This window comes from Henriciella litoralis (assembly GCF_002088935.1).
GTDB lineage: Bacteria > Pseudomonadota > Alphaproteobacteria > Caulobacterales > Hyphomonadaceae > Henriciella > Henriciella litoralis.
On record NZ_NCSS01000006.1, the window covers coordinates 506371 to 528534 of the forward strand.

The window sequence follows — 22164 nt, forward strand, 5'->3', positions numbered from 1 at the left end:
GACGGTTTTTCTTTATGCGGTTTCTTCTTCGTCCACGCCAACGGCATGGGCCAGAGCGGCGCTCAGAAACGCATCAATATCGCCATCCAGCACACCGGCCGTATCAGACGTTTCATGTCCGGTGCGAACATCCTTGACCATCTGATAGGGCTGCAGGACGTAGGACCGGATCTGGTGGCCCCAACCAATGTCAGACTTTGAATCGTGACTGTCCTGAACGGCCTCACGCCGTTTCTGAAGCTCCAGCTCATAAAGCTTCGACCGCAACATTTCCCAGGCTTTCGCCCGGTTCTGGTGCTGCGAGCGACCTGCCTGACAGGCCACGACAATGCCAGTGGGTTCATGCGTCAGCCGCACAGCCGAATCCGTTTTGTTGACGTGCTGCCCACCTGCCCCGGACGATCGATACGTATCGGTACGAACATCAGACGGATCAATCTCCACCTCGATGGAATCGTCGATGACCGGCGAAACCGTGCACGACGCAAAGGATGTGTGCCGCCGCGCCGAAGAGTCGTAAGGAGAAATCCGCACGAGACGGTGCACGCCGGACTCTGATTTCAGCCAGCCATACGCATTGTGCCCTGAGATCAGCATGGTCGCAGACTTGATGCCGGCTTCCTCGCCATCATGCGCATCGACTTCTTCAACCTTGTAGCCGCTCTGCTCAGCCCAGCGGACATACATGCGGCGCAGCATCGCCGCCCAGTCCTGGCTTTCCGTGCCCCCTGCCCCTGCATTGATCTGCATGTAACAGTCATTGGCATCCGCCTCGCCGGAGAGCAGCGCCTGAAGCTCTGCTTTCGCGGCCCGCTCACGCACGCGCTTAAGAGAGGCGGCGACCTCGTTGAGCATATCCTCGTCGCCCTCGGAGAGTTCGACGAGTTCGAGGCCGTCACGTGCCTCGCGCTCAAGGTCCTTGACGGTCTGGATGCCGGTTTCCAGCTGCTGGCGTTCCGCCATCAGCTTTCGGGCCTGCTCAGGGTCGTTCCAGAACTCGGGTTGCTCGGAAAGAGCGTTCAGCTCATCCAGTCTTTTTTCAGCGACGTCCCAGTCAAAGACGCCTCCTCAGCAGTTCCGACGACTGCTTGATTTCCTCAACGAGGTTGATGATTTCCGTGGACATATATTCGTTTCACAGTCTGTAGAGATTTAGCCGTTGCGATGCACAAATCCGCTGGGCGCGTCAATAAATGCCGCCGAGACTTTCATCAGCAACGTCTTCCTTGTCATTGCCGCCGAAATTATCAAATCCCTCGGCATCCGGATCTGCGATATCTCCGCGCGGCGAGCTGGCGCCCTGATTGCCGGAGATCGAAAATCCAGTTGTATCATCAAATACGGCGCCCGGCTCAGTGCCTGGACGGAACGCTTCAACGATAATCTCGCCTGAACCGGATGTCGGTAGGCCGCCCGTATCGTGATCGACGGAAACCAGCCGTACACCCGGCGGAATGCGGAATGGCATTGCCGGTGCGTCTTCCAGAGCTGTCTCCATGAAGTCGACAAAGATCGGTGCGGCGACAGAGCCGCCAGCTTCGCCATTGCCAAGCGTTTTTGGCTGATCGAAGCCGACCCAGATACCGACGACCAGGTCCGGTGAGAAGCCATAGAACAAGGCGTCAAAATAGTCGTTCGTCGTGCCAGTCTTGCCGGCCAGCGGCTTACCCAATCGCGCCGCACGGCGCGCCGTGCCGCGTTCAACAACGCCCTCAAGCATGTGCACGACCTGATAGGCAATAATTGGATCGACCAACTGCTCACGATCATCGGCCAGTTCAGGCGGTTCTCCACCATCCCAACTTTCGGCGCTACAGCCTTCGCAGGCGCGCATATCGTGCTTGTAGAGCGTATCGCCGCGGCGATCCTGCACACGGTCGAGCAGCGTCGGCGTGACTTCCTTGCCGCCATTCACAAACGCGGCGTACCCACGTGCCATCCTCCACGGGGTCGTTTCACCCGAGCCGAGCGACATGGCCGGATAGGGATCAAGCTTGTCGTAAAGACCAAACCGCTCAGCAAACTCAGCCACAGCCGGCATGCCGATATCAACGGCAACGCGGGCGGTCACCTGGTTGAAAGACCGCTCAAGCGCTGTGCGCATGGTAACTTCGCCATAGCTGCGGCCAGCAGAATAGTTCTGAGGCTTCCAGGTCTGGTTGATCTCTTCATCATAGTAGACGAACGGCGCATCCAGAATGCGGGTGGACGGTGTGTAGCCATTCTCAAGCGCGGCGCCGTAAACGAAAGGCTTGAACGATGAACCGGGCTGACGCATGCCTTGGGTGACGCGGTTGAACGGGCTTTTGAAGAAGGAGTAGCCGCCAACCATCGCCAGCACGCGCCCCGTGTGTGGGTCGAGCGCGATGATCGCCCCTTCAACTTCGGGCACCTGGCGCAGCTTGGCTATCTTTGCCGGCACTGAAATCCAGTCTTCTTCTTTGCGATAGGCGCCCTCTTCCGGCGCCTCGGCGCCAGGGCGCAGCTCTTCGGTCCGCACGACTTCCAACAACACGACATCGCCTTTGGCGAGCCCCTTGCGACCGTCTTCACGCTCCCATCTCGATGCCCAGGAGACGTCCTCTTTCGGGATAGTAGTTTCTTTGCCGTCTTCCAGCACCAGCGTAGCCCCGGTCTCGCTGACCTCAGACACCATGCCGGCCTCCCAGTCGCCATAGCCCGGCGGCAGGGTCAGGGCTTCCATTTGCTCAGGCACGTTTCCGCCGGCATCGATCTCAGCGAATGGGCCTCTATAGCTGTGGCGACGGTCATATGTCTCAAGCCCCGTCTGTAGCGCGTCCTGCGCGGCAAGCTGAAGCTTGGTGTCGATGGTCGTGCGGATCGAAAGACCGCCCTGCTCCAGCGCCTCTTCACCATACTGATCAATCAGCTGGCGGCGCAGTTCCTGGACGAAGTAAGTCGCAGCGGCGTATTCCGGCCCACGCAAACGCTCGGTGACCTTGAGCGGCTCAGCTTGCGCAGCCTCGGCCTCTTCTTTCGTAATATAGCCGTCCTCGACCATCCGGTTGAGCACATAGTCCCGGCGGGCGAGAAGCCGCTCCGGCCTGCGGTATGGATTGACGGTTGAAGGCCGCTGCGCCAGCGCGGCGAGGATCGCAGCTTCGGACAGATCAAGTTCAGGCAGGGATTTATTGAAATAGGTCAAAGCCGCAGAGCCAACGCCATAAGCGCGCACGCCGAGATAAATCTCGTTGAGATAAAGCTCCAGGATCTGGTCCTTCGTGAAGGCTTTCTCCATTCGCCGCGCAATGATGGCTTCCTTCACCTTACGCTCAATACGTTGGTCCCGCGTCAGAAGCATGTTCTTCGCGACCTGCTGCGTGATGGTCGAGCCGCCCTGAAGATTGCCCCCGCTGCCAGACAGTTTCGTTTTCGCTGAATTGATAGCGCCGCGCATGATGCCGACGAAATCAAGCCCGCCATGTTTGAAGAACTTCTTGTCCTCGGCGGCCACAAAGGCCTGAACCACATGATCGGGAATTGATTCGATAGGCACGAAAACGCGGTGTTCATCGGCGAACTCAGCGATCAGGGTCCCATCGCCTGCGTGAACGCGCGATGTGATCGGCGGCTCATAATTCGCCAGCCGCTTATGCGATGGCAGGTCTCGTGAAATCGCCGCGACCCAAAGAAAAAGCGCAATAAAACAAATCGCTGCCAGCGCAAACAATACCAAGGCAACGCGCCGGAGCAGTTTCCAGCTCAAAAAACGTTTTCGGGCGGGCTGTTCGCTCATTGAAGGTCCTGTCTGACACCGTAAATCACTTGCGAGCGTCTCTCGCAGAATTCCATGTCCAGAGTAAGGCGCTCACGGGTCAGGCGAAAGCCAAAATGGCCTAATTTGCTGCAAAGAAAACGTCGCGGCGGGCGAAATACGCGTCGATACCTCGCGCAATGGCGCTCGCTGTCTTGAGCCGTCCGTCTTCCGAAGACAGGCGCTGCACATCCGACGTGTTTGTCAGAAAACCGATCTCGACAAGCGCTGCCGGCACGTCCGGCGCAAGCAGAACAAAGAAGTTCTCCTGCCTGTGGCTGTTGCGAACAATCGGTCCAGCTTTCGCCAGCTCGGGGATCAGCAGTTCGGCGAAGATAGAGGAATTGGACTTCGTCTCGCGTTTGATCAGGTCCGCCAGAATGCCAGACACTTCCTGCGTGGTCCCATCCTCGATTGGCAGGTCCCATCCATTGGTCCGGGCCGTGCCCTCAACGCGGCGCTCCCCGCGCGCAGACAGGGTATAGACCGTTGCGCCGGAAACAGAGCTGTTACCGGCCGCATCGGCGTGAACCGAAATGAACAGGTCAGCGCCCCAGTTGCGCGCCATGGTCACCCGATCTTCGTGATCGATGTACGTGTCATCTTCGCGCGTCAGAAAGACCTTATAGCGCCCTTCCCTCTCCAGCTCTTGTTTCAGCAAAAGCGATGTTTTGAGAACGATATCTTTCTCACGCGTCTTGTTGCGGCTCGATGCACCGGGGTCATGACCACCGTGGCCGGGATCGATCACCACGACATATTGGTCATTGCCAGCCGCCTTGGGTGACTCCGCGTCGAGGTCCCGCGCCGCAGATGGCGGGGCCGCATCCGATAGAAATTCCAGACGGCGCGCGACATCATCTTCTGCCGCGCGATCAAAACGCACTGGCGCCACACGAACCAGATCAACCACGAGCCGGTGGCGTGGATCACTCGTCGTCGGCCCAATTGGCAAGGCCCGAGAGACCATCATGGGCTGGGACAGACGGAACAGGATTTCGCCGTCCGTGATCTCATAGGCGTCTACCGCACCTGTTGGCAGCGGCGTATCGGCATCCGCGCCAACAAAGGCGTTGGGCAAGGCCAGATCAACCGTTCGCCCATTCTCGTCGGAGATAAAGAAGGCCTCATGCTCAATCGGCCCATCAGCGGCAAGAGCAATCTGGGTGTATTCACCACCGCCAACGACACGGATCTCCGTGATTTCCGTCGCGGCCGCCGGTCTCGTCAGAGCCAGCGCCATCATAAGGAAAGCAAGGGGAGCGAAAATTCGAATCATTCTGAATCCGTTAAGGTCGTCTCGGTATTGTCCATTCATCGCACAGAGAAGATTAATCCAATATTTACCGAGCCGCCCGCGCCTGCGATTTTCGCTCTTGTGTGATTTTCCGCTTCCCTTCGGTGTCGGCTTTGGGCATGCTCTCAACACTCTCGTATTGAGGGCTAGCCAATTTCCGACAGGCGCATGACCGGGCTTTGATAACTCGCATGCCGCCGGAACGGACACGGATAAGACAAGAATGTACCCTTTGACCCAACATGCATCGTCCCGAATTGCGCCAACAGGCGCGCGGATGCACGGGCTCGGGGTTTTCCAGCAAAACACATCTGGCGTTTGCCGCAGCTTCCGGATCAAAACCCCCGGAACCGCGCCGCCAGCCTACAAGGCGATAAACTATGAGCAAACTGATGCTAATCGACGCGGTCCACCCGGAAGAAACCCGGGTGGCGCTCGTTTCGGATGGGCGTGTCGATGATTTCGATTTCGAAACTGCCGGTAAAGAACAGCTTCGCGGCAACATCTATCTAGCAAAAGTCACGCGGGTCGAGCCTTCGCTCCAGGCCTGCTTCGTGGAATATGGCGGCAACCGCCATGGCTTCCTCGCCTTTAGCGAGATCCACCCCGACTACTATCAGCTTCCACAGGCCGACCGCGAGGCGCTCCTGCAGGAGACTGCCCGCGCCGCCGCTGAAGCTGCTGACGATGATCTCGACGCCGCAGAGGCAGACGCAGATCAGGGCGACAGCGATGAAGACGAAGCAGCCGCCGAGGCAGCTGCCGCCAAGCCAAAGCCACAGAACAACTCCAAGCGCTACAAGATCCAGGAAGTCATCAGACGTCGTCAGGTGATGCTGGTTCAGGTCGTCAAGGAAGAGCGCGGCAATAAAGGCGCAGCTCTCACAACCTTCCTGTCGCTTGCCGGCCGTTACAGCGTCCTGATGCCGAACACCCCGCGCGGCGGCGGCATTTCCCGCAAGATTTCCTCCAGCAGCGACCGTAAGCGCCTCAAGGACATCATGTCCGCGCTCGACGTGCCAACCGGCATGGGCCTCATCGTCCGCACAGCTGGCGCCAAGCGCACCAAGACAGACATCCGACGTGACTATGAATACCTGCAGAAATTGTGGGACAACATCCGCAACAAGACCATGGAATCCATCGCCCCGTGCGTGATCCATGAAGAAGGTGGCCTGGTCCACCGCGCCATGCGGGACATGTTCGACAAGGACATCGAGGAAGTCGTGATCCAGGGCCCAAGCGCGTATCGCGAAGCCAAGGACCTCTCCAAGATGATCATGCCGACCCAGGCGCGGAAGGTGAAGCAGTGGAAGTCCACCGCCCCCCTCTTCGTCTCCGAAGGTGTTGAGGAACAGCTCGATTCGATCTTCTCACCGGTCGTGCAGATGAAGTCCGGCGGGTATCTCGTCATCAACCAGACAGAAGCGCTCGTCGCAGTTGACGTGAACTCCGGTAAATCGACCAAAGAGCGCAATATCGAACAAACAGCCCTGCGCACAAACCTGGAAGCGGCTGAAGAAGCCTGCCGCCAGATGCGCCTGCGCGATCTTGCCGGCCTCATCGTTATCGATTTCATCGATATGGAGGAGAACAAGAACAATCGCGCCGTCGAAAAGAAGCTGAAAGACTGCCTCAAATTTGACCGTGCGCGTGTTCAGATGGGCAAGATTTCCCAGTTCGGTCTGATGGAAATTTCGCGCCAGCGTCGCCGCGCCGGCGTCCTTCAGGCAACATCTGATCCATGCGAAGTCTGTAGTGGCACCGGGCGTCGCCGCTCTGTACCATCGGCTGCCCTTCAATTGCTGCGCGCTCTTGAAGCGCGCGCGGCTGGTGGTGGCCTCGCCTCAATCACCGTTCACGCGCCGACAGACGTTGCGCTCTACCTGCTCAACAATAAGCGCGAAGCGGTCACAGACATCGAAGACGTCGCCGGTTTTGCAATCTCGGTTCGCTCCTCGGATGAATTGCTGCCAGGCGACTTCAAGATCGAGGCCGAGAAAGACCCGAACTACAAATCCCGCCGCTCAAAATCCTCCGACCGCAGCAAACATATTGCTGGCGACGAAGATGATGATCGTTTGCCGAATGAGGCAGATGACGCCGATGAGGACGAAGACGAAACGATCGACACCGACACGTCCGGGTCTTCCGACACCGATGACGACGACGCAGATACGCCAAATTCGCACGCAGAAGAAAAATCATCGTCTTCCTCCAAGAAGCGCCGTCGCCGCGGCCGTCGTGGTGGACGTCGCAGACGGCGCGAATCTGCCCCGATTGTGCCAGCCGATGGCGGCGCGCTTCTGGATGGACTGTCGATCAGCGCTCCGGCCCTGCTGGACGACGAGCCTCCTGCCCTGCCCGATCCGGACGCGATGAACCGTTCAACGTCACCGCAGCCGCAACTAGCCAAAACCGTCGCTCTGGAAGCTGAAAAAGCTGACAATGCCGAGACCGGTTCAGACGGATCGTCCGATGGCTCCGATACGCCGAGCGAAGACAAGCCAAAGTCCAGCCGCCGCAGACGGTCGAGATCGCGCTCGCGGACGCCAAAGACCGACAACCGGTCTGAGAATAAAACCGAGGCTGATGCTGAGACGGCAAAATCAGACGACGCGGCAACCAATGACGACCAGGCCAAAGAAGTGCCTGCCGTCGTCGAAGCAGACCCAGTCGCTGAAACGCCAACGGCCGAAGAGGCTCCAGCCAAGAAGCCGCGCAGCAGACGGCGCACGTCCAAGCCAAAGCCAGTTGAGGCCGAAACCGCTAAAACTGAAACTGCTGAAGCCAAAAGCCCTGAAGCAGAAGCAGCTAAGCCTGCCGCTGAACCAGAAGCTGCCCCGGCTGAGCCAGAGGCAGAGCCAAAGACTGCGGCCGTGTTCAACGCAGACAAACCGGTCGCAAGCGAGCCGGTCCTTGTCTCCGATGATGCAGAAAAGCCTGCGGACAAGCCGAAGAAGCGTGGTTGGTGGTCGCGGGGTCGCTAGACCCCGCCCTTCCTCATCCAAAACAGATAGGCGTCAGGCCGCAGCGATGCGCGCCCGCGCCATCTGTTCGGCGACCTGATTGGTCGGCGCATCTGTGCTCAAGGCCTGATCCAGAACTTCGCCAAGCGTGGAAATCAGCACGTCCAGCTTGCCCATCACCCAGTCGCGCGAATACTGGCCGGAAATCTCGGCTGCCACATTGATGATACCGCCGCCATTGATGACGTAATCTGGGGCATAAAGAATGCCCTTCTCGCGCACGGCCGCATCCATTTCAGGGATCGACAGCTGATTGTTCGCGCCGCCCGCAATGATGCGAGCCTTAAGGCGTGGCAGCGTTTCAGGATTGATGATCGCACCAAGCGCATTGGGCGAAAAGATATCGACGTGCTGATCATAGATCTCGTCCGTCTTTACCGCCGTCGCGCCGATCCGCTTGCAGACCTCGTTGAGAGCCGCCTCATCGATATCGGTGGCAATGATGCGCGCGCCATCCTTGGCGAGGTGATCACAGAGATAGCCGCCGACATGACCAACGCCTTGCACCGCAATCGACCGGTCAGACAGATCATCCGTGCCGAAAACACGCGCCGCACTCGCCTTGATGCCGCGATAGACCCCAAGCGCCGTGATCGGTGACGGGTCGCCGCTGGCGGCATCGCCGCTATCGAGGCCTGCCACATATTTCGTCTGCGTGGCGACGATTTCCATGTCCGACGTGTTTATGCCGACATCTTCAGCGGTGTAGTAGGCGCCATTCAACGACTCAACGGCGCGGCCAAACGCTTCAAACAGTTTCTCGGATTTGTCGGCTTTCGAGTTGCCCCAGATCACGCCCTTGCCGCCACCAAGTGGCAGGCCCGCCATCGCATTCTTGAAGCTCATGCCCTTGGACAGGCGCAGCGCATCTCTCAGCGCCTGCTCGCCGGTCTCATAGTTCCACATGCGGCATCCGCCCGCCGCCGGGCCAAGCGCTGTAGAATGCACAGCGATAATCGCGCGCAGACCGCTCTCGGCGTCGTGGAACATGTGAACGCCCTGGTGACCGTCAAAGGAAGGATGGTCGAACATACAAATCTCCTGAAGCTCGAAGTCTCGGCCTTAGCGCCCCTGAGGGCACGGTCAACCCGTTCTCTCACCTGCGCGGGACAGGATCGACGCCGGACGGGAATGGCGAGGCAGGATCTTGCATGAAAGCCCACATATCGGCGTAAACTGTTTCTGCCTGAAGGTCTCGCAACAGCATATGATACCCTTTTGGGTAATAGGCCGTGCGCACATGCTTTGGCAGAATGCGCATCGTCCGTTTCACCGCAGCCTTCGGAACGACGATATCCTTTGCCCCATAGGTGAGCATCGTAGGCGTCTGGCTCGATAGCTTTTTGGTCGCAAGATGCGCGTTTTCCATCAAATCAACGACGCCATAAACCTGATCGATCCGGTTATCGCTGAGCGTCAGCGGATCGCGGGAATACTGCCGCTGAACGTCAAGATTGTCCGTCGGCTCAATCTTGACGCCGCGGGGTGGCACGACGACCCAGCCAGGCCGCGTATGTGTCGAAAGCCATAGCGCGCCACGATAGAGCCAGTTCAACGCCCCCCATCCGCGTAGGCCCGGGCCTGACAGGACAAGCCGGTCAACGCCCAGCGGCGGGTCGTCCGATCCAAACAGCGTCATCGCAACAGATCCCCCCATTGAGATGCCAACAAGCGTTATCGTTGCATCGGGGTGGCGTTCGCGCGCAATCTTTATAGCCGTACGCATATCCTGTTGAAGCAGCGTCTCGTCCGGCCAGATACCGCGTCCAGCAGATCGCCCGAAGCCGCGTTGGTCATACGCGTAAGTCGTTACCCCGCGCTCTGCGAACCAGGGCGCGGCAAGATGAAACGCGTTGGCATAATCATTCATGCCGTGAACGCCGAGGATGACATGTTTCGGTTTGGGCTCCCCCTGCCCTTCCCAGACGGTCAGGCCGAGTTCGGCACCATCGAAACTGACGAATGTCTCGTCAGGAACATTGAAGGAAGGCATGGGCGGACTTTCTATATCCATGGGTTTCAGCACGCGCGGCGTCGCACAGGCGACCAGCACTAAACTTAAGGCCAGTATGAGGCGCCTCAAAGTAAATCTCTCACGCGCGACTGAAGCTCCGGCAACACTGATTGCTCAAACCACGGGTTTTTCTTCAGCCAGCCATTATTGCGCCAGCTGGGGTGCGGTGTTGGCAAGATGCCGTGCGCCAGATGTGTTCGCCAGTCCTGCACCGTCGCCGTGAGCGTGCGAGCCGCAGCCGTCCCCAGATGCCACTTCTGGGCATAGCCGCCGATCGCCAGAACCAGCTTGATCTGCGGCATCTTCTCCAGCAATCCGGCCCGCCATGTCGGTGCGCAAACCTTCATTGGCGGCAAATCACCGCCATTTGCATCATAGCCCGGAAAGCAGAAGCCCATGGGCGCGATGGCCACGCGCGCCTCGTCGTAAAACTCATCTTCATTGACGCCCATCCAGCTCCTCAGACGAACGCCAGACGGGTCATCAAACGGTTTGCTGGACCGGTCCGCCAGATTTCCGGGCGCCTGGCTGGCAATCAGAATCCGCGCTTCAGAGCTCGCCCGGACGATCGGGTTCGGGACACGCTGCATCTTGCCCGCGCAAAGTTGGCAGACTCTAAGTTCGTCCACATATGAATTAAGTTCAGTCGTCACGATCTATAATTTGTCTGTCCCGGCGGCACTTACAAGCGAGAGGCTCATGTCAGCATCCATCGAACAACTCATCGACGCGCGCGGCCATGATCTCGGCGGCGGTTTCAAGGTCCGTCGCATCCTCCCCTTTCATAAGCGCCGTATGGTGGGGCCCTTTATCTTCTTCGATCATTTCGGCCCGGTCGATTACCCGCCCGGCAGTGGGTTCGATGTTCGTCCACATCCGCATATCGGATTGGCAACCGTCACCTATCTCTTTGATGGCGCCATTGCCCATCGCGATACGGTCGGCTCCGACATCGTGATCGAGCCCGGCGCGGTAAACTGGATGGTTGCCGGGCGCGGTATTGTTCACTCCGAACGCACGCCGCCCGACATGCGCGCAGCAGGCATGCGGCTACACGGCATTCAGACATGGGTGGCTCTGCCTGAGACGCATGAGGAGTGCCCGCCTTCCTTCACGCATCATCCCGCATCGACGCTCCCCGTATTTGATCTTGGCGGGGCGACCGCTCGCCTGCTGGCCGGGCACGCCTGGGGCCACACCTCACCGGTCGAGTTTCCATGGGGCATCTGGTATCTCGGCGTGACCGCAGCAGATGGCGCCAGGTTTGATATTCCCGCAGACGCCGCCGAAGAGCGCGCCGTTTACGTGGCCGAAGGCGACGTCATGATCGACGGTCAATCCGTTCAGGCTGGCACCATGGCAGTCCTCACGCCCGGCAAGACGGCAACGCTGAATCTCGCCGAAGGCAGCCATCTTATGCTGGCTGGCGGCCAGAAAATGGATTCGGAGCGGAAGATCGACTGGAATTTCGTCGCCAGCCAAAAATCGCTGATCGATGAGGCCCGAAGGGACTGGACGGCCTCAGCCGCAGCCTCCTGGAAAGGCACACGTTTCACCCTTCCAGAGGGAGAGACAGAGCATATTCCGCTACCATAAGCCTGACGGCGCAATGAGTATGCGCGCATTCGGTTTCTTGTGGCACCGACGCCCCTGTGTCAGAACAACGCCAAATGTTTCACAGGAGTCGTCAAATGAAGCTCGCAGTCTGGCCCGCCATTTCCCTCATCGCGCTCGCCGCATGTTCCAATGCAAACGATACCGCCAAGGAACCGGCCGAACAGGCTGAAGAGATCGTCGTTGAGACAGAAGAGACCACATCTCAAACTGCCGACGCTGACCTGCTGCTTCCACTTCCTGACGCCACCTCGCCTGACATCACCGCCGAAGACCTTGCCGTGCGCATCAAGACATTGGCCGACGACACATTCGAAGGCCGCGGTCCGGGCAGCGAAACTGGCGAGAAAGCCGCTGACTGGATCGCCAAGGAAATGGAACGGGTCGGACTTGAACCGGGCGGTGACAATGGCACCTGGTTCCAGACCGTCGGCATGGTTGAGCAAAGCCTCGAAGAGAGCCAGTCCAGCCTGACATTCAATGGCGGCGCATCCGGCGAGCCCATGGAAATGACGCTCAAGGAAGACGCCGTCCTCTGGACCAAGCGCCAGGAAGAGCTTGAGCTCGAATTCGATGATTCCGAACTTGTCTTCGTCGGCTATGGCGTTGTCGCACCAGAATATGACTGGAATGACTATGAAGGCCTCGATGTCGAGGGCAAGACAGTCGTCATGCTGGTCAACGATCCTGGCTTCGCGCGCGGCACCGATGACCTCTTCAAGGGCAAGGCGATGACCTATTACGGCCGCTGGACCTACAAGTTTGAAGAAGCTGCCCGTCAGGGCGCAACCGGCGCAATCATCGTCCACGAAACCGCCCCCGCCTCCTATGGCTGGGACGTCGTCGCCAACTCATGGTCCGGCGCGCAGGCTGATCTCGTGCGCAGCGATGGCGGCGCAAGCCGTACCGTTTTCGAAAGCTGGGTCACAGAAGACATCGCTCGCACCCTGTTTAACGAGGCCGGCCTCGACTTCGACGAATTGAAAGCCGCCGCCAAAGAGCCGGGCTTCACATCGGTCGATATGGGTGATCTGACAGTGTCCGGCGATATCGTGCAGACCGTGTCGCGCATGGACTCCCGCAACGTGATCGGCGTCCTGCCAGGAAAAACCGCGCCGGACGAGTATATGCTCTACACTGCGCACTGGGACCATCTCGGCAAGAAAACCGGCGAAAAGACGGGCGCACCGGGCGAGGACTTCTATCAGGATGACATCTTCAACGGCGCCGTCGATAATGCGACAGGCGTCGCGGCCCTTCTCGAGGTTGCAGAAGCCATGGCCCAGAACGAGCATCCGCGCTCAGGCCTCTTTGTCTCCGTCACGCTTGAGGAATCCGGCTTGCTGGGCTCTGCCTACTACGCCGAGAACCCGACTGTGCCACTCAATGAGATCGTCGCGGGTGTGAACATGGACGGCATGCTTCCAGTTGGCCGCACCAAGGACATGGTCGTCGTCGGCTACGGCGCCTCGGAGCTTGAGGATATCCTGACCGCCAAGCTCGACGCACAAGACCGCACGGTCAAACCAGACCAGAAACCGGAAGCTGGCTACTTCTACCGCTCAGACCACATCTCCTTCGCCAAAAAAGGTGTGCCGATGCTCTACGCAGATGGCGGCGTCGACAAGATTGATGGCGGCGAAGCAGCCGGTCTTGCCGCAGGTGAGGCCTATACGGTGAAGCGCTACCACAAGCCAATGGATGAGTATTCAGAGAGCTGGGACCTCTCAGGCATGGCTGAAGATATCAACGTGCTCTACCAGGTCGGCCTCGACATCATCGATTCCGACGAGTGGCCAACCTGGTATGAAGGCAACGAGTTCGAGGCCACCCGCCAGGAGTCGCTCGGCACGGGCGGCGAATAGACCTTGCTTTCCTATCAACACGGATATCATGCCGGTAACAGGGCCGACGTGTTCAAGCACGCGGTCCTGTTTTCCGTGCTCCAGATTGCGCGCCAGGCGCAGCATGACTGGCTCTATATGGAGACCCATTCGGCTGCCGGTATTTATGATCTGAATGATCCACTGGCCCGCAAGACCAAGGAGGCTGACGAAGGCGTTCTGCGCCTTTTGAAGACGCCCGAAAGCGCCCCTGCCCTCGCTGACTGGTTGTCCTTCGTCGAGCAATGCACGCCGTCCGCCTATCCCGGCTCCCCTTCCATTGCGCGTCACTGCTTGGGCGAGAAAGACCGGATGATCTTTTTCGAACGCCATCCAGCCGAGTTCGAGAAACTGAAGTCCAGCCTCGGAAATGACGATCGCGCGCGTGCCCTGAAGGAAGACGGATATACCGGTGCCCTGAAGCTACAGCCGCGCCGCGGCGAACGCCTGTTGGTCTTCCTCGATCCAAGCTATGAGACTGAGCGTGATATGGAGCAGCTGGCCGATTGGCTACCGCGCGCCATGAAGCGCTGGCCCAAAGCCGTGTTTCTGGTCTGGCTGCCACTCTTCAAGGACGAGCGTGAGCTTGAGTTCGGCCAGTTCATCTCCAGTCTCGACTTTGGCTTCGTGGCCGGCACGCGCTGGGATGAGCAAAGTGGCAAGGATACTGCGCTGGAAGGCTCGGCCATGATCGGACTACGCACAACGCCCGCCATGGCCCGACCGGCTTATGCCATGGCTGAAGAGCTCGATGCCCTATGGGGCTAACGCTGATGCGTCAGGCGACCCGCTGATTGTCAGACTTCTCGATCTTGTTTTGCTGGTCAGGCAGATCCCCGGACCGCAGGCAGGATCTCGGCAAGGAAAGGATCGCTGTCGTGCCGACGCCCACGCGCGATTTCAGGATCACATCGCCTGACAGCATGCGCGCGAGATGACGACAAAGCGTAAGACCAAGTCCCGTGCCACCATGGTTGCGGTCAAGGCCCGCATCGCCCTGATAGAAGGCTTCAAACACGGCTTCGAGCTTGTGCTCGGGAATGCCTTCGCCAAAGTCACGAATCGCGATGAACGGCTTGCCTTCGGTATCGAGGCCAGCGCGAATGACGACCTTGGTATCTGGCTTGTTGAAGCGGATCGCATTCGTGATGAGATTGATCAGAATGCGTTTTGTGGCCGTTTCATCAACATACAGCTGCGAAACCTTGGACGAAATCTGGACGTCAAAAGACTCAAGGCTCATCTGGTTCTCAAACCCGGCCGCCAGCGTAATCGCTTCGGTCAAAAGCGTTTCAGTTTCCAGGTCCACCGGATTGATGGTCACACGGTTCAGACCGACTTTCGAGTAATCAATGATGTCATTGATCAGCTTTAGAAGATGCGTCCCGCTGGTGTGAATATTATCCGCGTATTCGCGTATCTCTTCGTTCGACAGCTTGATCTTCGAGTCGCCCGTCATGAGCTTTGAGAAGCCGAGAATGATGTTCATCGGCGTGCGCAATTCATGGCTCATCGTGGACAGGAAGCGGCTCTTGGCAGCGTCGGCTTCAACGGCTTCCCGCTGCGCCTCAATCAGCTCTCGCTCGCGCGTTTTCAGCGCGCTGATGTCTGTGTGCACAACCACGGCGCCGCCCTTACCGGTATCCCGGCTAGAGCGCATCAGCCAGCGGCCATTCTCGAGAAGAACCGGCACACTTTCTTCGCCCGTCGTAAAATGGGGTGTTTTATTTCCGAACCAGTCACGATGGCGGGCATTGGCCAGTAGAAGCTTGTTGTCGCTATCAAAGAACGCGAAGGCATCGTTCGAGGATTCGATGGCATCGGCGAGCCGTTCTCTCGAAGAGCGGCTTTCATGACCGGTCGCCACAATCGACTTCAGCTGACCATAGCTATTGATACTTCCGTGTATCAGAGCGGCGAGGAATACGATGCCGAGCATGGCGATCGTCAGCCCATAGTCTCCGCCTCGAAGAAAATTGGCGAATGTCACCGGGACGAGACAGGCGACAGCAAATCTTGCTGTGATGCGCGGCACAGGCGTCAGCAAGCTGGTGAGTCCAGCGGCCATGCCGGCCTGCATCATCCACACGAACAGGAGATGCGAGACTTCGCCATCTCCAACAAGAAATATCGATGCCGAGCCCCAGCAAACCCCTGTTGCCAGAGCAGCGATTTCCGCTTTCCTCAGATACGACCCCGTTACCTTTGCCGGCGGCGGCGCATTGCGAAACCGCCACCAGGAGGTGATCTGAACGATACCCATGAAGAAAATTGGTGCGTACCAGATCGCCGCATTGGACGTCGGCACATTTGAGGCACCGCCAACAGCGACCAGCAATCCATTAAAAAGATTGATCAACCCCATCGCCAACTGCTGCTTTACAACCAGCAGTTGTTGCTCCCGATACACGTGTTGCTGCAGGCTATCCATGGGTTTGGGCAAACGCCCGAAAAGCGCAGAAACACTCGAAGAAGGGTCGCGGTGCATGCTCATTTAGAAATTGCATATCCGACAATGGTTAACCCATGCCGAAACTGGACAGTAAATTGCTCGCAATTGTTTGATCCGGCGGCAAGAAACTTGCAGGCGGCAGGCAAGGCGAAACAAGATGTTGCGATTAATTGAGGGGGAGTCAGACTTGCAGGGACGGGGAAGGATTCGTTTGGCGTGAAAACAGTTGGCATTATCGGGGGAGGACCTGCTGGCCTGAGCATCGCACGGATGCTCACCGAGCTTGGCGAATTCAAGCCGACCGTATTTGAAGCCCTCGGCCAGGTCGGCGGCAAATCCTTTACCTTTCAGCATGGCAGCAACGTCGTCGAAATGGGCACGTGCTACGCAACCTTCTCGCATGCGATCACAAACAAGTGGATGCGTGAGCTGGAAATGAAAATGTCGCCCCTCGGCGAACAACGCTTTGACGATGATGATTTCATGAAGTTCGTCAAATCCGGTGACGGCCCCGCTCTCCCCGTTCAGGTCGCTCGATACTGGAAAGACAAGCTACGGCTCGAGCGTGAACTGGAAAAGCCGGTGCCCACCCAGTCAGCCCTGGACGATGCGGCCCTGCCCGCCCAGGAATGGCTCGCCAGACGTAAACTGGGCAAGATCCAGAACTTCATGCTCCGGTCGACCACGAACATTGCCTATGGCTTCATCGACGAAGTCCCTGCTGTGCAGGCGCTTCGCTGGAACGATATGAAGCTCATCTTCTCGGGCCTTCTAAAGCAGCTCAAAATGCCCGTTGCCGGTTGGGCCGAATTCTGGCGCCTCATCGCGTCTGATCTCGATGTCCGCTTGAACAGTCCTGTCACCGGCGTTGACCGCAGCGGCGAAAAAGTTGTGATCACAACTGGCGCCGATAGCGAGCATGAGTTTGACTTCATTGTCTGCGCGATCCCGGTTGATGACTTTATCGGGCTCACAAAACCGACAGATCTTGAGCAGCATATCGCAGACTCAGTCGAATGGAATGGATACACGACCACCCTCTTTGCGGCCGAGAACTGGTTTGACGACGTCCATGTTGTGGCATTTCGGGATTCGGTCATGCCGGGCGCAGAACTGGGACAACTTCTCTCGGCGCGCCGCGAGGGTTCCGAACCAGAACTCGGCGGCGATCTTTATCTCGCAGGTCAGCTGACGGGCAATTATAGCGGGCCAGAACTGGCCGAGCTGCTGCGCGCCGATGTCAAGAAGTACGGCGGCAATGTCACAAACGTTATCCTTCAAAAACTATGGAAGTACTTCGCTCAATATGATTCAGACGCGATACGCGGCGGACTGCTGAGCGATCTGAAGAAAATACAGGGCCAGAACCGCACATGGTATACGGGTGCCATCTTCTCGCACGAAGCGGTCTCCCACATTGTGACATTCAATTCTGGCCTTGCCCGGCAAATCCAGAAAAACGTGTGATCTGCGTATCGTGACCCGCCTGTGAACCTGTTTTTCCGTCTCCTCATGGTCTTTATACGGGCCAGTCTGTCCAAGCAGCGTGTCAGCGTCTTCGCCACAACGCGCATCCGGTCACGGGTCATGATTACCGATCAGGACATGTTCGCCCATATGACGAACAGCCGGTATTTCTCGTTTAGTGATCTCGGCGTCATCAACTACATCGTACGAACTGGCGCCTGGCCAAAACTCAGGAAAAAAGGCTGGTTTCCAGTGGTTTGCGCCGAAAGCGTGGTGTTCACTAAAATGCTGCGCTCGCCTCAGGGTTTTGAAGTCCAAACCCGCCTCGCCGGATGGGATGACACCTATATCTGCCTCAGGCATGACTTCATTCGGGACGAGCAGACAACCGCAACCGTGCGCATCGTGGCCCGTTTCGCCAGCCGCAAGCGCCAGAAAGTCGTCATGTCTGACGTCACCAGCCTGCTCGACATCGATGCAGCTTCACCGCCGCTCGGCCGGGACTTTCTGGACATGATTGAAAACATCGAGGCTGCGCGTTCTGTCCGCGAACCTGTCTGACTTGGGCAGATCTCCCAAAGTCCAAGACATGTAAGGAATGGTGGGCGGTAACGGGCTCGAACCGCTGACCCTCTCGGTGTAAACGAGATGCTCTACCAACTGAGCTAACCGCCCTCTTCCAACGCCTTTTGCGCAAGTCTGGCGCGAAATGCAAGACGGCCCCTGCGAAACACACAGGGGCCGTCCAATTATTCTACAGTTAGACCGCTTCGCCTAGTGGCGGATCGTCTCGCCGGCGTCCGGATCGGTGGACTTGCCAGCAAGCGTGGCCTGCAAGGCAGCCTCTTCCTTCTCTGACCACTCAATCGGTGTCAGCGGCCGTGTCAGGGCGCGGGCAAGCACCTCGTTGACGTCAGACACTGGCACGATGGTCAGGCCCTCTTTCACAATGTCCGGGATCTCGGCGAGATCCTTTTCATTCTCCTGAGGAATGAGAACCGTCTTGATGCCGCCGCGCAGCGCCGCAAGGAGCTTCTCCTTGAGACCACCGATTGGCAGGACGCGTCCACGCAGGGACACCTCACCCGTCATCGCCACATCGCGGCGAACAGGGTTGCCCGTCAGCAGCGAAACGATCGCCGTTGTCATGGCAACACCAGCAGATGGACCATCTTTCGGCGTTGCCCCATCCGGGACGTGAACGTGAATGTCCGTCGTGTTGAACTGGCTCGGCTTGATACCGACCATGACAGCACGTGAGCGCACGAGTGAGCTCGCCGCCTGAATGGACTCCTTCATCACGTCTCGAAGGTTGCCGGTGACTTTCATCACGCCGCGGCCAGGCATCTGCACAGCTTCCACCGTGAGCAGGTCGCCGCCGGTTTCCGTCCAGGCAAGGCCGGTAACGGCGCCAATTTGGTCTTCCTCGTCCGCGAGGCCGTAACGGAACTTCCGCACGCCTGCGAAGTCAGACAGATTCTCGCTTGAGACTTCGATGGTGACATCGTCGCTCTGAGCGATCTTCCTCACCGCTTTGCGCGCTAGCTTTGCCAGCTCCCGCTCAAGGCTACGGACACCTGCTTCACGCGTGTAATAGCGCACCAGATCCTGAATGGCGCTGTCATCGACAACCCACTCACTGTCGGCCAGGCCGTGATCCTTGCGGATTTTCGGCAGGAGGTGACGCTTGGCGATCTCCAGCTTCTCTTCCTCGGTATAGCCAGCAATCCGGATCACTTCCATACGGTCGAGAAGCGGCTGTGGCATGTTCAGCGAGTTGGCGGTCGTGACGAACATTACGTCCGAAAGGTCGTAGTCGACTTCCAGATAATGGTCGTTGAACGTCGAGTTCTGCGCAGGGTCCAGCACTTCGAGAAGCGCCGAGGCCGGATCGCCGCGATGGTCCATACCCATCTTGTCGATCTCGTCCAGCAGGAAGAGCGGATTGCCCGTCTTCGCCTTTTTCAGCGACTGGATAATCCGGCCAGGCATCGACCCGATATAGGTCCGACGGTGACCACGGATTTCGCTTTCGTCCCGTACGCCGCCAAGCGACACGCGCACGAACTCACGGCCCGTCGCCTCAGCGATGGATTTACCAAGCGACGTCTTACCAACGCCCGGAGGTCCGACGAGGCAAAGGATCGGGCCTTTTAGCTTCTGCGTACGCTTCTGCACGGCGAGATACTCGATGATCCGTTCCTTGACCTTCTCGAGGCCGTAATGGTCTTCGTCGAGCTGGTTTTCCGCCTTGGTGAGATCGGTCGACAGATCGGTCCGCTCGCCCCATGGCAGGGCGAGCATCCAGTCGAGATAATTGCGAACAACGGTCGATTCCGCTGACATCGGACTCATCTGACGCAGCTTCTTCATTTCCTGATCGGCCTTGGCGCGGGCTTCCTCGCTTAGCGGCTTCTCGCGGATTTTCTCTTCCAGTTCAGCAATCTCGTCACGCTCGCCTTCACCGGCATCGCCGAGCTCGCGTTGGATCGCTTTCATCTGTTCGTTGAGATAATACTCGCGCTGGGTCTTCTCCATCTGACGCTTGACGCGGTTTTTGATCTTCCGCTCCATCTGCATCATGCCCATCTCGCCTTCCATCAGGGCGAACACCTTTTCCAGGCGCTCCCGTGCATTGGAAAGCTCAAGCAGTTCCTGCTTGTCGGCGAGTTTGACCTGCAGCTGGGACGCCACAGCATCTGCGAGTTTCCCCGCATCGGTGATCTGCGAGACCGTGCCAACCGATTCCGGTGGAATCTTGCGGTTCAGCTTCGCATAGTTCTCGAACTGGTCGATCACAGCGCGCGCCAGCGCCTGCACTTCGCCGGTATCGCCGGACTCAGGTTCAAGCAGCTCTACATCGGCATCGAAATAGGTGTCACGATCATTGAACGCGGTGATCCGCGCCCGGGCAGAGCCTTCGACCAACACTTTGACCGTGCCGTCCGGCAGCTTCAGCAGCTGCAGGATTGTCGCGACCGTGCCGAGCGAATGTACGTCTTCGGCGGTCGGCTCATCTGTTGATGGGTCCTTCTGGGCAACGAGCATGATCTCGTTTTCGCCCTCATCGACCATCTCAAGTGCGCGTACGGACTTGTCACGGCCAACAAAGAGCGGGGCCACCATGTCTGGAAAGACCACGATATCCCTCAAAGGAAGGACTGGGAGGGTTTTCTTGGGCATATCTGCCTCCTCGTTTTCTTGGATCCTGCTCAGCAGCAATCCTGCCGGACCTGTCCACGGTGGACGATTCCGGCCTTGGTAGATAGATGTGGAGGTAAATTCGGTCTGTTCAAGCTGTGTTAAACAGACCGATTTGCACAGTTTTTAGGATGCTTCGCTCGGCTTTGTGGCCTTCGCATGAACATGCAGCGGCGCCGCATGCCCTTCAACCACTTCCCCGTTCACGACGATCTCATCGACGCCGCGCAGGTTTGGAAGTTCGAACATCGTGTCGAGCAGGATGCCCTCCATGATCGACCGCAGACCACGAGCCCCCGTCTTGCGGCCGATGGCCTTGCGGGCAACACCGATAAGCGCTTCTTCGGTGAAGGTCAGCTTGACGTCTTCCATGTCGAACAGGCGCTGATACTGCTTCAGGAGCGCGTTTTTCGGCTCCGTCAGGATCTGGATAAGCGCCGCCTCATCGAGGTCTTCCAGCGTCGCGATAACCGGCAGACGCCCGATGAATTCGGGGATCAGGCCGTAACGCTGAAGGTCTTCCGGCTCGGTGTCGCGAAGCACTTCACCAACGCCGCGCGCATCCGGGTCCTTCACATCGGCACCAAAGCCAATGCGGGTGCCCTCACCACGCGAGGAAATGATCTTGTCGAGGCCGGCAAATGCGCCGCCGACGATGAACAGGATGTTCGTCGTGTCGACCTGCAGGAATTCCTGCTGCGGATGCTTGCGCCCACCTTGCGGCGGCACGGAGGCAACGGTGCCTTCCATGATCTTCAGCAAGGCTTGCTGAACGCCCTCGCCCGAAACGTCCCGCGTAATCGAAGGATTATCGGACTTGCGGGAAATCTTGTCGATCTCATCGATATAGACGATGCCGCGCTGGGCCCGCTCGACATTATAGTCGGCAGATTGAAGCAGCTTCAGCACGATGTTCTCGACATCCTCACCGACATAGCCGGCTTCGGTCAGCGTGGTGGCATCGGCCATCGTGAACGGCACATCGAGAATGCGCGCCAGGGTCTGGGCCAGCAGCGTCTTGCCGCAACCGGTCGGTCCAACCAACAGAATGTTGGACTTGGCCAGCTCAACACCATCGGACGTCGAGGCGTGAGACAGACGCTTATAGTGGTTATGGACGGCGACTGCGAGAATGCGCTTTGCGTAAGGCTGACCGATCACATAATCGTCGAGCACATCGCAGATTTCACGGGGGCTAGGAACGCCCTCTTTCGTCTTGAAACCGGCCGCTTTGCTCTCTTCACGGATGATATCCATGCAGAGCTCAACGCATTCATCGCAGATGAATACCGTTGGTCCAGCGATCAGTTTTTTGACTTCGTGCTGGCTCTTTCCGCAGAAAGAGCAATAGAGCGTATTCTTCGAATCGCCGGAGCCGTTTTGCTTTGTCATGGCTACCTCATGCTTGCGATCAATTAATGCACGATTTATG

15 protein-coding genes and 1 tRNA gene are annotated in these 22164 nt (G+C 58.3%); 6 read left to right on the forward strand and 10 right to left on the reverse strand.

The window, feature by feature from the left end:
- Nucleotides 1-12: 12 nt before the first annotated feature.
- The 3 genes from prfB to B8783_RS06130 form a co-directional block, all read right to left on the reverse strand.
- Nucleotides 13-1126, reverse strand: a protein-coding gene (gene prfB / locus B8783_RS06120) for a peptide chain release factor 2 (RefSeq protein ID WP_139792264.1) whose coding sequence is annotated in 2 segments (ribosomal slippage) — nucleotides 13-1056 and nucleotides 1058-1126 — 1113 coding nt in all. Because the reading frame shifts where the segments join, the coding sequence is not laid out codon by codon here.
- 60 nt (nucleotides 1127-1186) lie between these two features.
- Entirely contained in the window at nucleotides 1187-3757 is a 2571-nt protein-coding gene (locus tag B8783_RS06125) for a penicillin-binding protein 1A (RefSeq protein WP_084419143.1), read from the reverse strand.
- Nucleotides 3758-3857: 100 nt separating this feature from the next.
- Nucleotides 3858-5054 (reverse strand): N-acetylmuramoyl-L-alanine amidase family protein, encoded by a 1197-nt coding sequence (locus B8783_RS06130; protein WP_169711712.1) that lies wholly within the window; start codon nucleotides 5052-5054, stop codon nucleotides 3858-3860.
- Between the two features lie 398 nt (nucleotides 5055-5452).
- Between B8783_RS06130 and B8783_RS06135 the strand changes: the two genes are divergently transcribed.
- The gene (locus B8783_RS06135; protein WP_084419147.1) at nucleotides 5453-8062 is read left to right on the forward strand and encodes an Rne/Rng family ribonuclease; all 2610 of its coding nucleotides are present in this window, start codon (nucleotides 5453-5455) and stop codon (nucleotides 8060-8062) included.
- 33 nt (nucleotides 8063-8095) lie between these two features.
- Here B8783_RS06135 and B8783_RS06140 read toward each other — a convergent pair whose 3' ends face one another.
- The 3 genes from B8783_RS06140 to B8783_RS06150 all read right to left on the reverse strand — a co-directional run bounded on the left by B8783_RS06140 (nucleotide 8096) and on the right by B8783_RS06150 (nucleotide 10768).
- Nucleotides 8096-9133, reverse strand: coding sequence for a Glu/Leu/Phe/Val family dehydrogenase (locus B8783_RS06140; protein WP_139792265.1), 1038 nt, complete (start codon nucleotides 9131-9133; stop codon nucleotides 8096-8098).
- Nucleotides 9134-9197: 64 nt separating this feature from the next.
- The gene (locus tag B8783_RS06145) at nucleotides 9198-10094 is read right to left on the reverse strand and encodes an alpha/beta fold hydrolase (protein WP_169711713.1); all 897 of its coding nucleotides are present in this window, start codon (nucleotides 10092-10094) and stop codon (nucleotides 9198-9200) included.
- 86 nt (nucleotides 10095-10180) lie between these two features.
- Nucleotides 10181-10768 (reverse strand): uracil-DNA glycosylase family protein, encoded by a 588-nt coding sequence (locus tag B8783_RS06150; RefSeq protein ID WP_233355692.1) that lies wholly within the window; start codon nucleotides 10766-10768, stop codon nucleotides 10181-10183.
- 46 nt (nucleotides 10769-10814) lie between these two features.
- Here B8783_RS06150 and B8783_RS06155 point away from each other — a divergent pair, with 46 nt between their 5' ends.
- The 3 genes from B8783_RS06155 to rlmJ all read left to right on the forward strand — a co-directional run bounded on the left by B8783_RS06155 (nucleotide 10815) and on the right by rlmJ (nucleotide 14380).
- Complete coding sequence (locus B8783_RS06155; protein ID WP_084419152.1) at nucleotides 10815-11711, forward strand: pirin family protein; 897 nt, start codon at nucleotides 10815-10817, stop codon at nucleotides 11709-11711.
- Nucleotides 11712-11806: 95 nt separating this feature from the next.
- Entirely contained in the window at nucleotides 11807-13594 is a 1788-nt protein-coding gene (locus B8783_RS06160) for a M28 family metallopeptidase (protein ID WP_084419154.1), read from the forward strand.
- A 3-nt stretch (nucleotides 13595-13597) separates the two neighbouring features.
- Nucleotides 13598-14380 carry a 23S rRNA (adenine(2030)-N(6))-methyltransferase RlmJ gene (gene rlmJ / locus B8783_RS06165; RefSeq protein ID WP_084419155.1) on the forward strand — a complete coding sequence of 261 codons (783 nt, stop codon included), beginning with the start codon at nucleotides 13598-13600 and terminating at the stop codon, nucleotides 14378-14380.
- Nucleotides 14381-14390: 10 nt separating this feature from the next.
- On the opposite strand, the gene B8783_RS06170 is transcribed toward rlmJ, so the two are convergent.
- Nucleotides 14391-15971, reverse strand: a complete 1581-nt coding sequence (locus B8783_RS06170; RefSeq protein ID WP_169711714.1) for a PAS domain-containing sensor histidine kinase — start codon at nucleotides 15969-15971, stop codon at nucleotides 14391-14393.
- 309 nt (nucleotides 15972-16280) lie between these two features.
- Here B8783_RS06170 and B8783_RS06175 point away from each other — a divergent pair, with 309 nt between their 5' ends.
- Nucleotides 16281-17531: an FAD-dependent oxidoreductase gene (locus B8783_RS06175; protein ID WP_139792266.1), complete on the forward strand. Its 1251-nt coding sequence runs from the start codon at nucleotides 16281-16283 to the stop codon at nucleotides 17529-17531.
- A gap of 21 nt (nucleotides 17532-17552) precedes the next feature.
- Entirely contained in the window at nucleotides 17553-18092 is a 540-nt protein-coding gene (locus B8783_RS06180; protein WP_139792267.1) for an acyl-CoA thioesterase, read from the forward strand.
- A 38-nt stretch (nucleotides 18093-18130) separates the two neighbouring features.
- Here B8783_RS06180 and B8783_RS06185 read toward each other — a convergent pair.
- From B8783_RS06185 to clpX, 3 genes are all read right to left on the reverse strand, one after another.
- Nucleotides 18131-18206, reverse strand: a tRNA-Val gene (locus B8783_RS06185).
- Nucleotides 18207-18305: 99 nt separating this feature from the next.
- Nucleotides 18306-20714: an endopeptidase La gene (gene lon, locus B8783_RS06190; RefSeq protein ID WP_084419163.1), complete on the reverse strand. Its 2409-nt coding sequence runs from the start codon at nucleotides 20712-20714 to the stop codon at nucleotides 18306-18308.
- 144 nt (nucleotides 20715-20858) lie between these two features.
- Nucleotides 20859-22124, reverse strand: a complete 1266-nt coding sequence (gene clpX, locus B8783_RS06195) for an ATP-dependent Clp protease ATP-binding subunit ClpX (RefSeq protein WP_084419165.1) — start codon at nucleotides 22122-22124, stop codon at nucleotides 20859-20861.
- Between the last annotated feature and the right edge of the window lie 40 nt (nucleotides 22125-22164).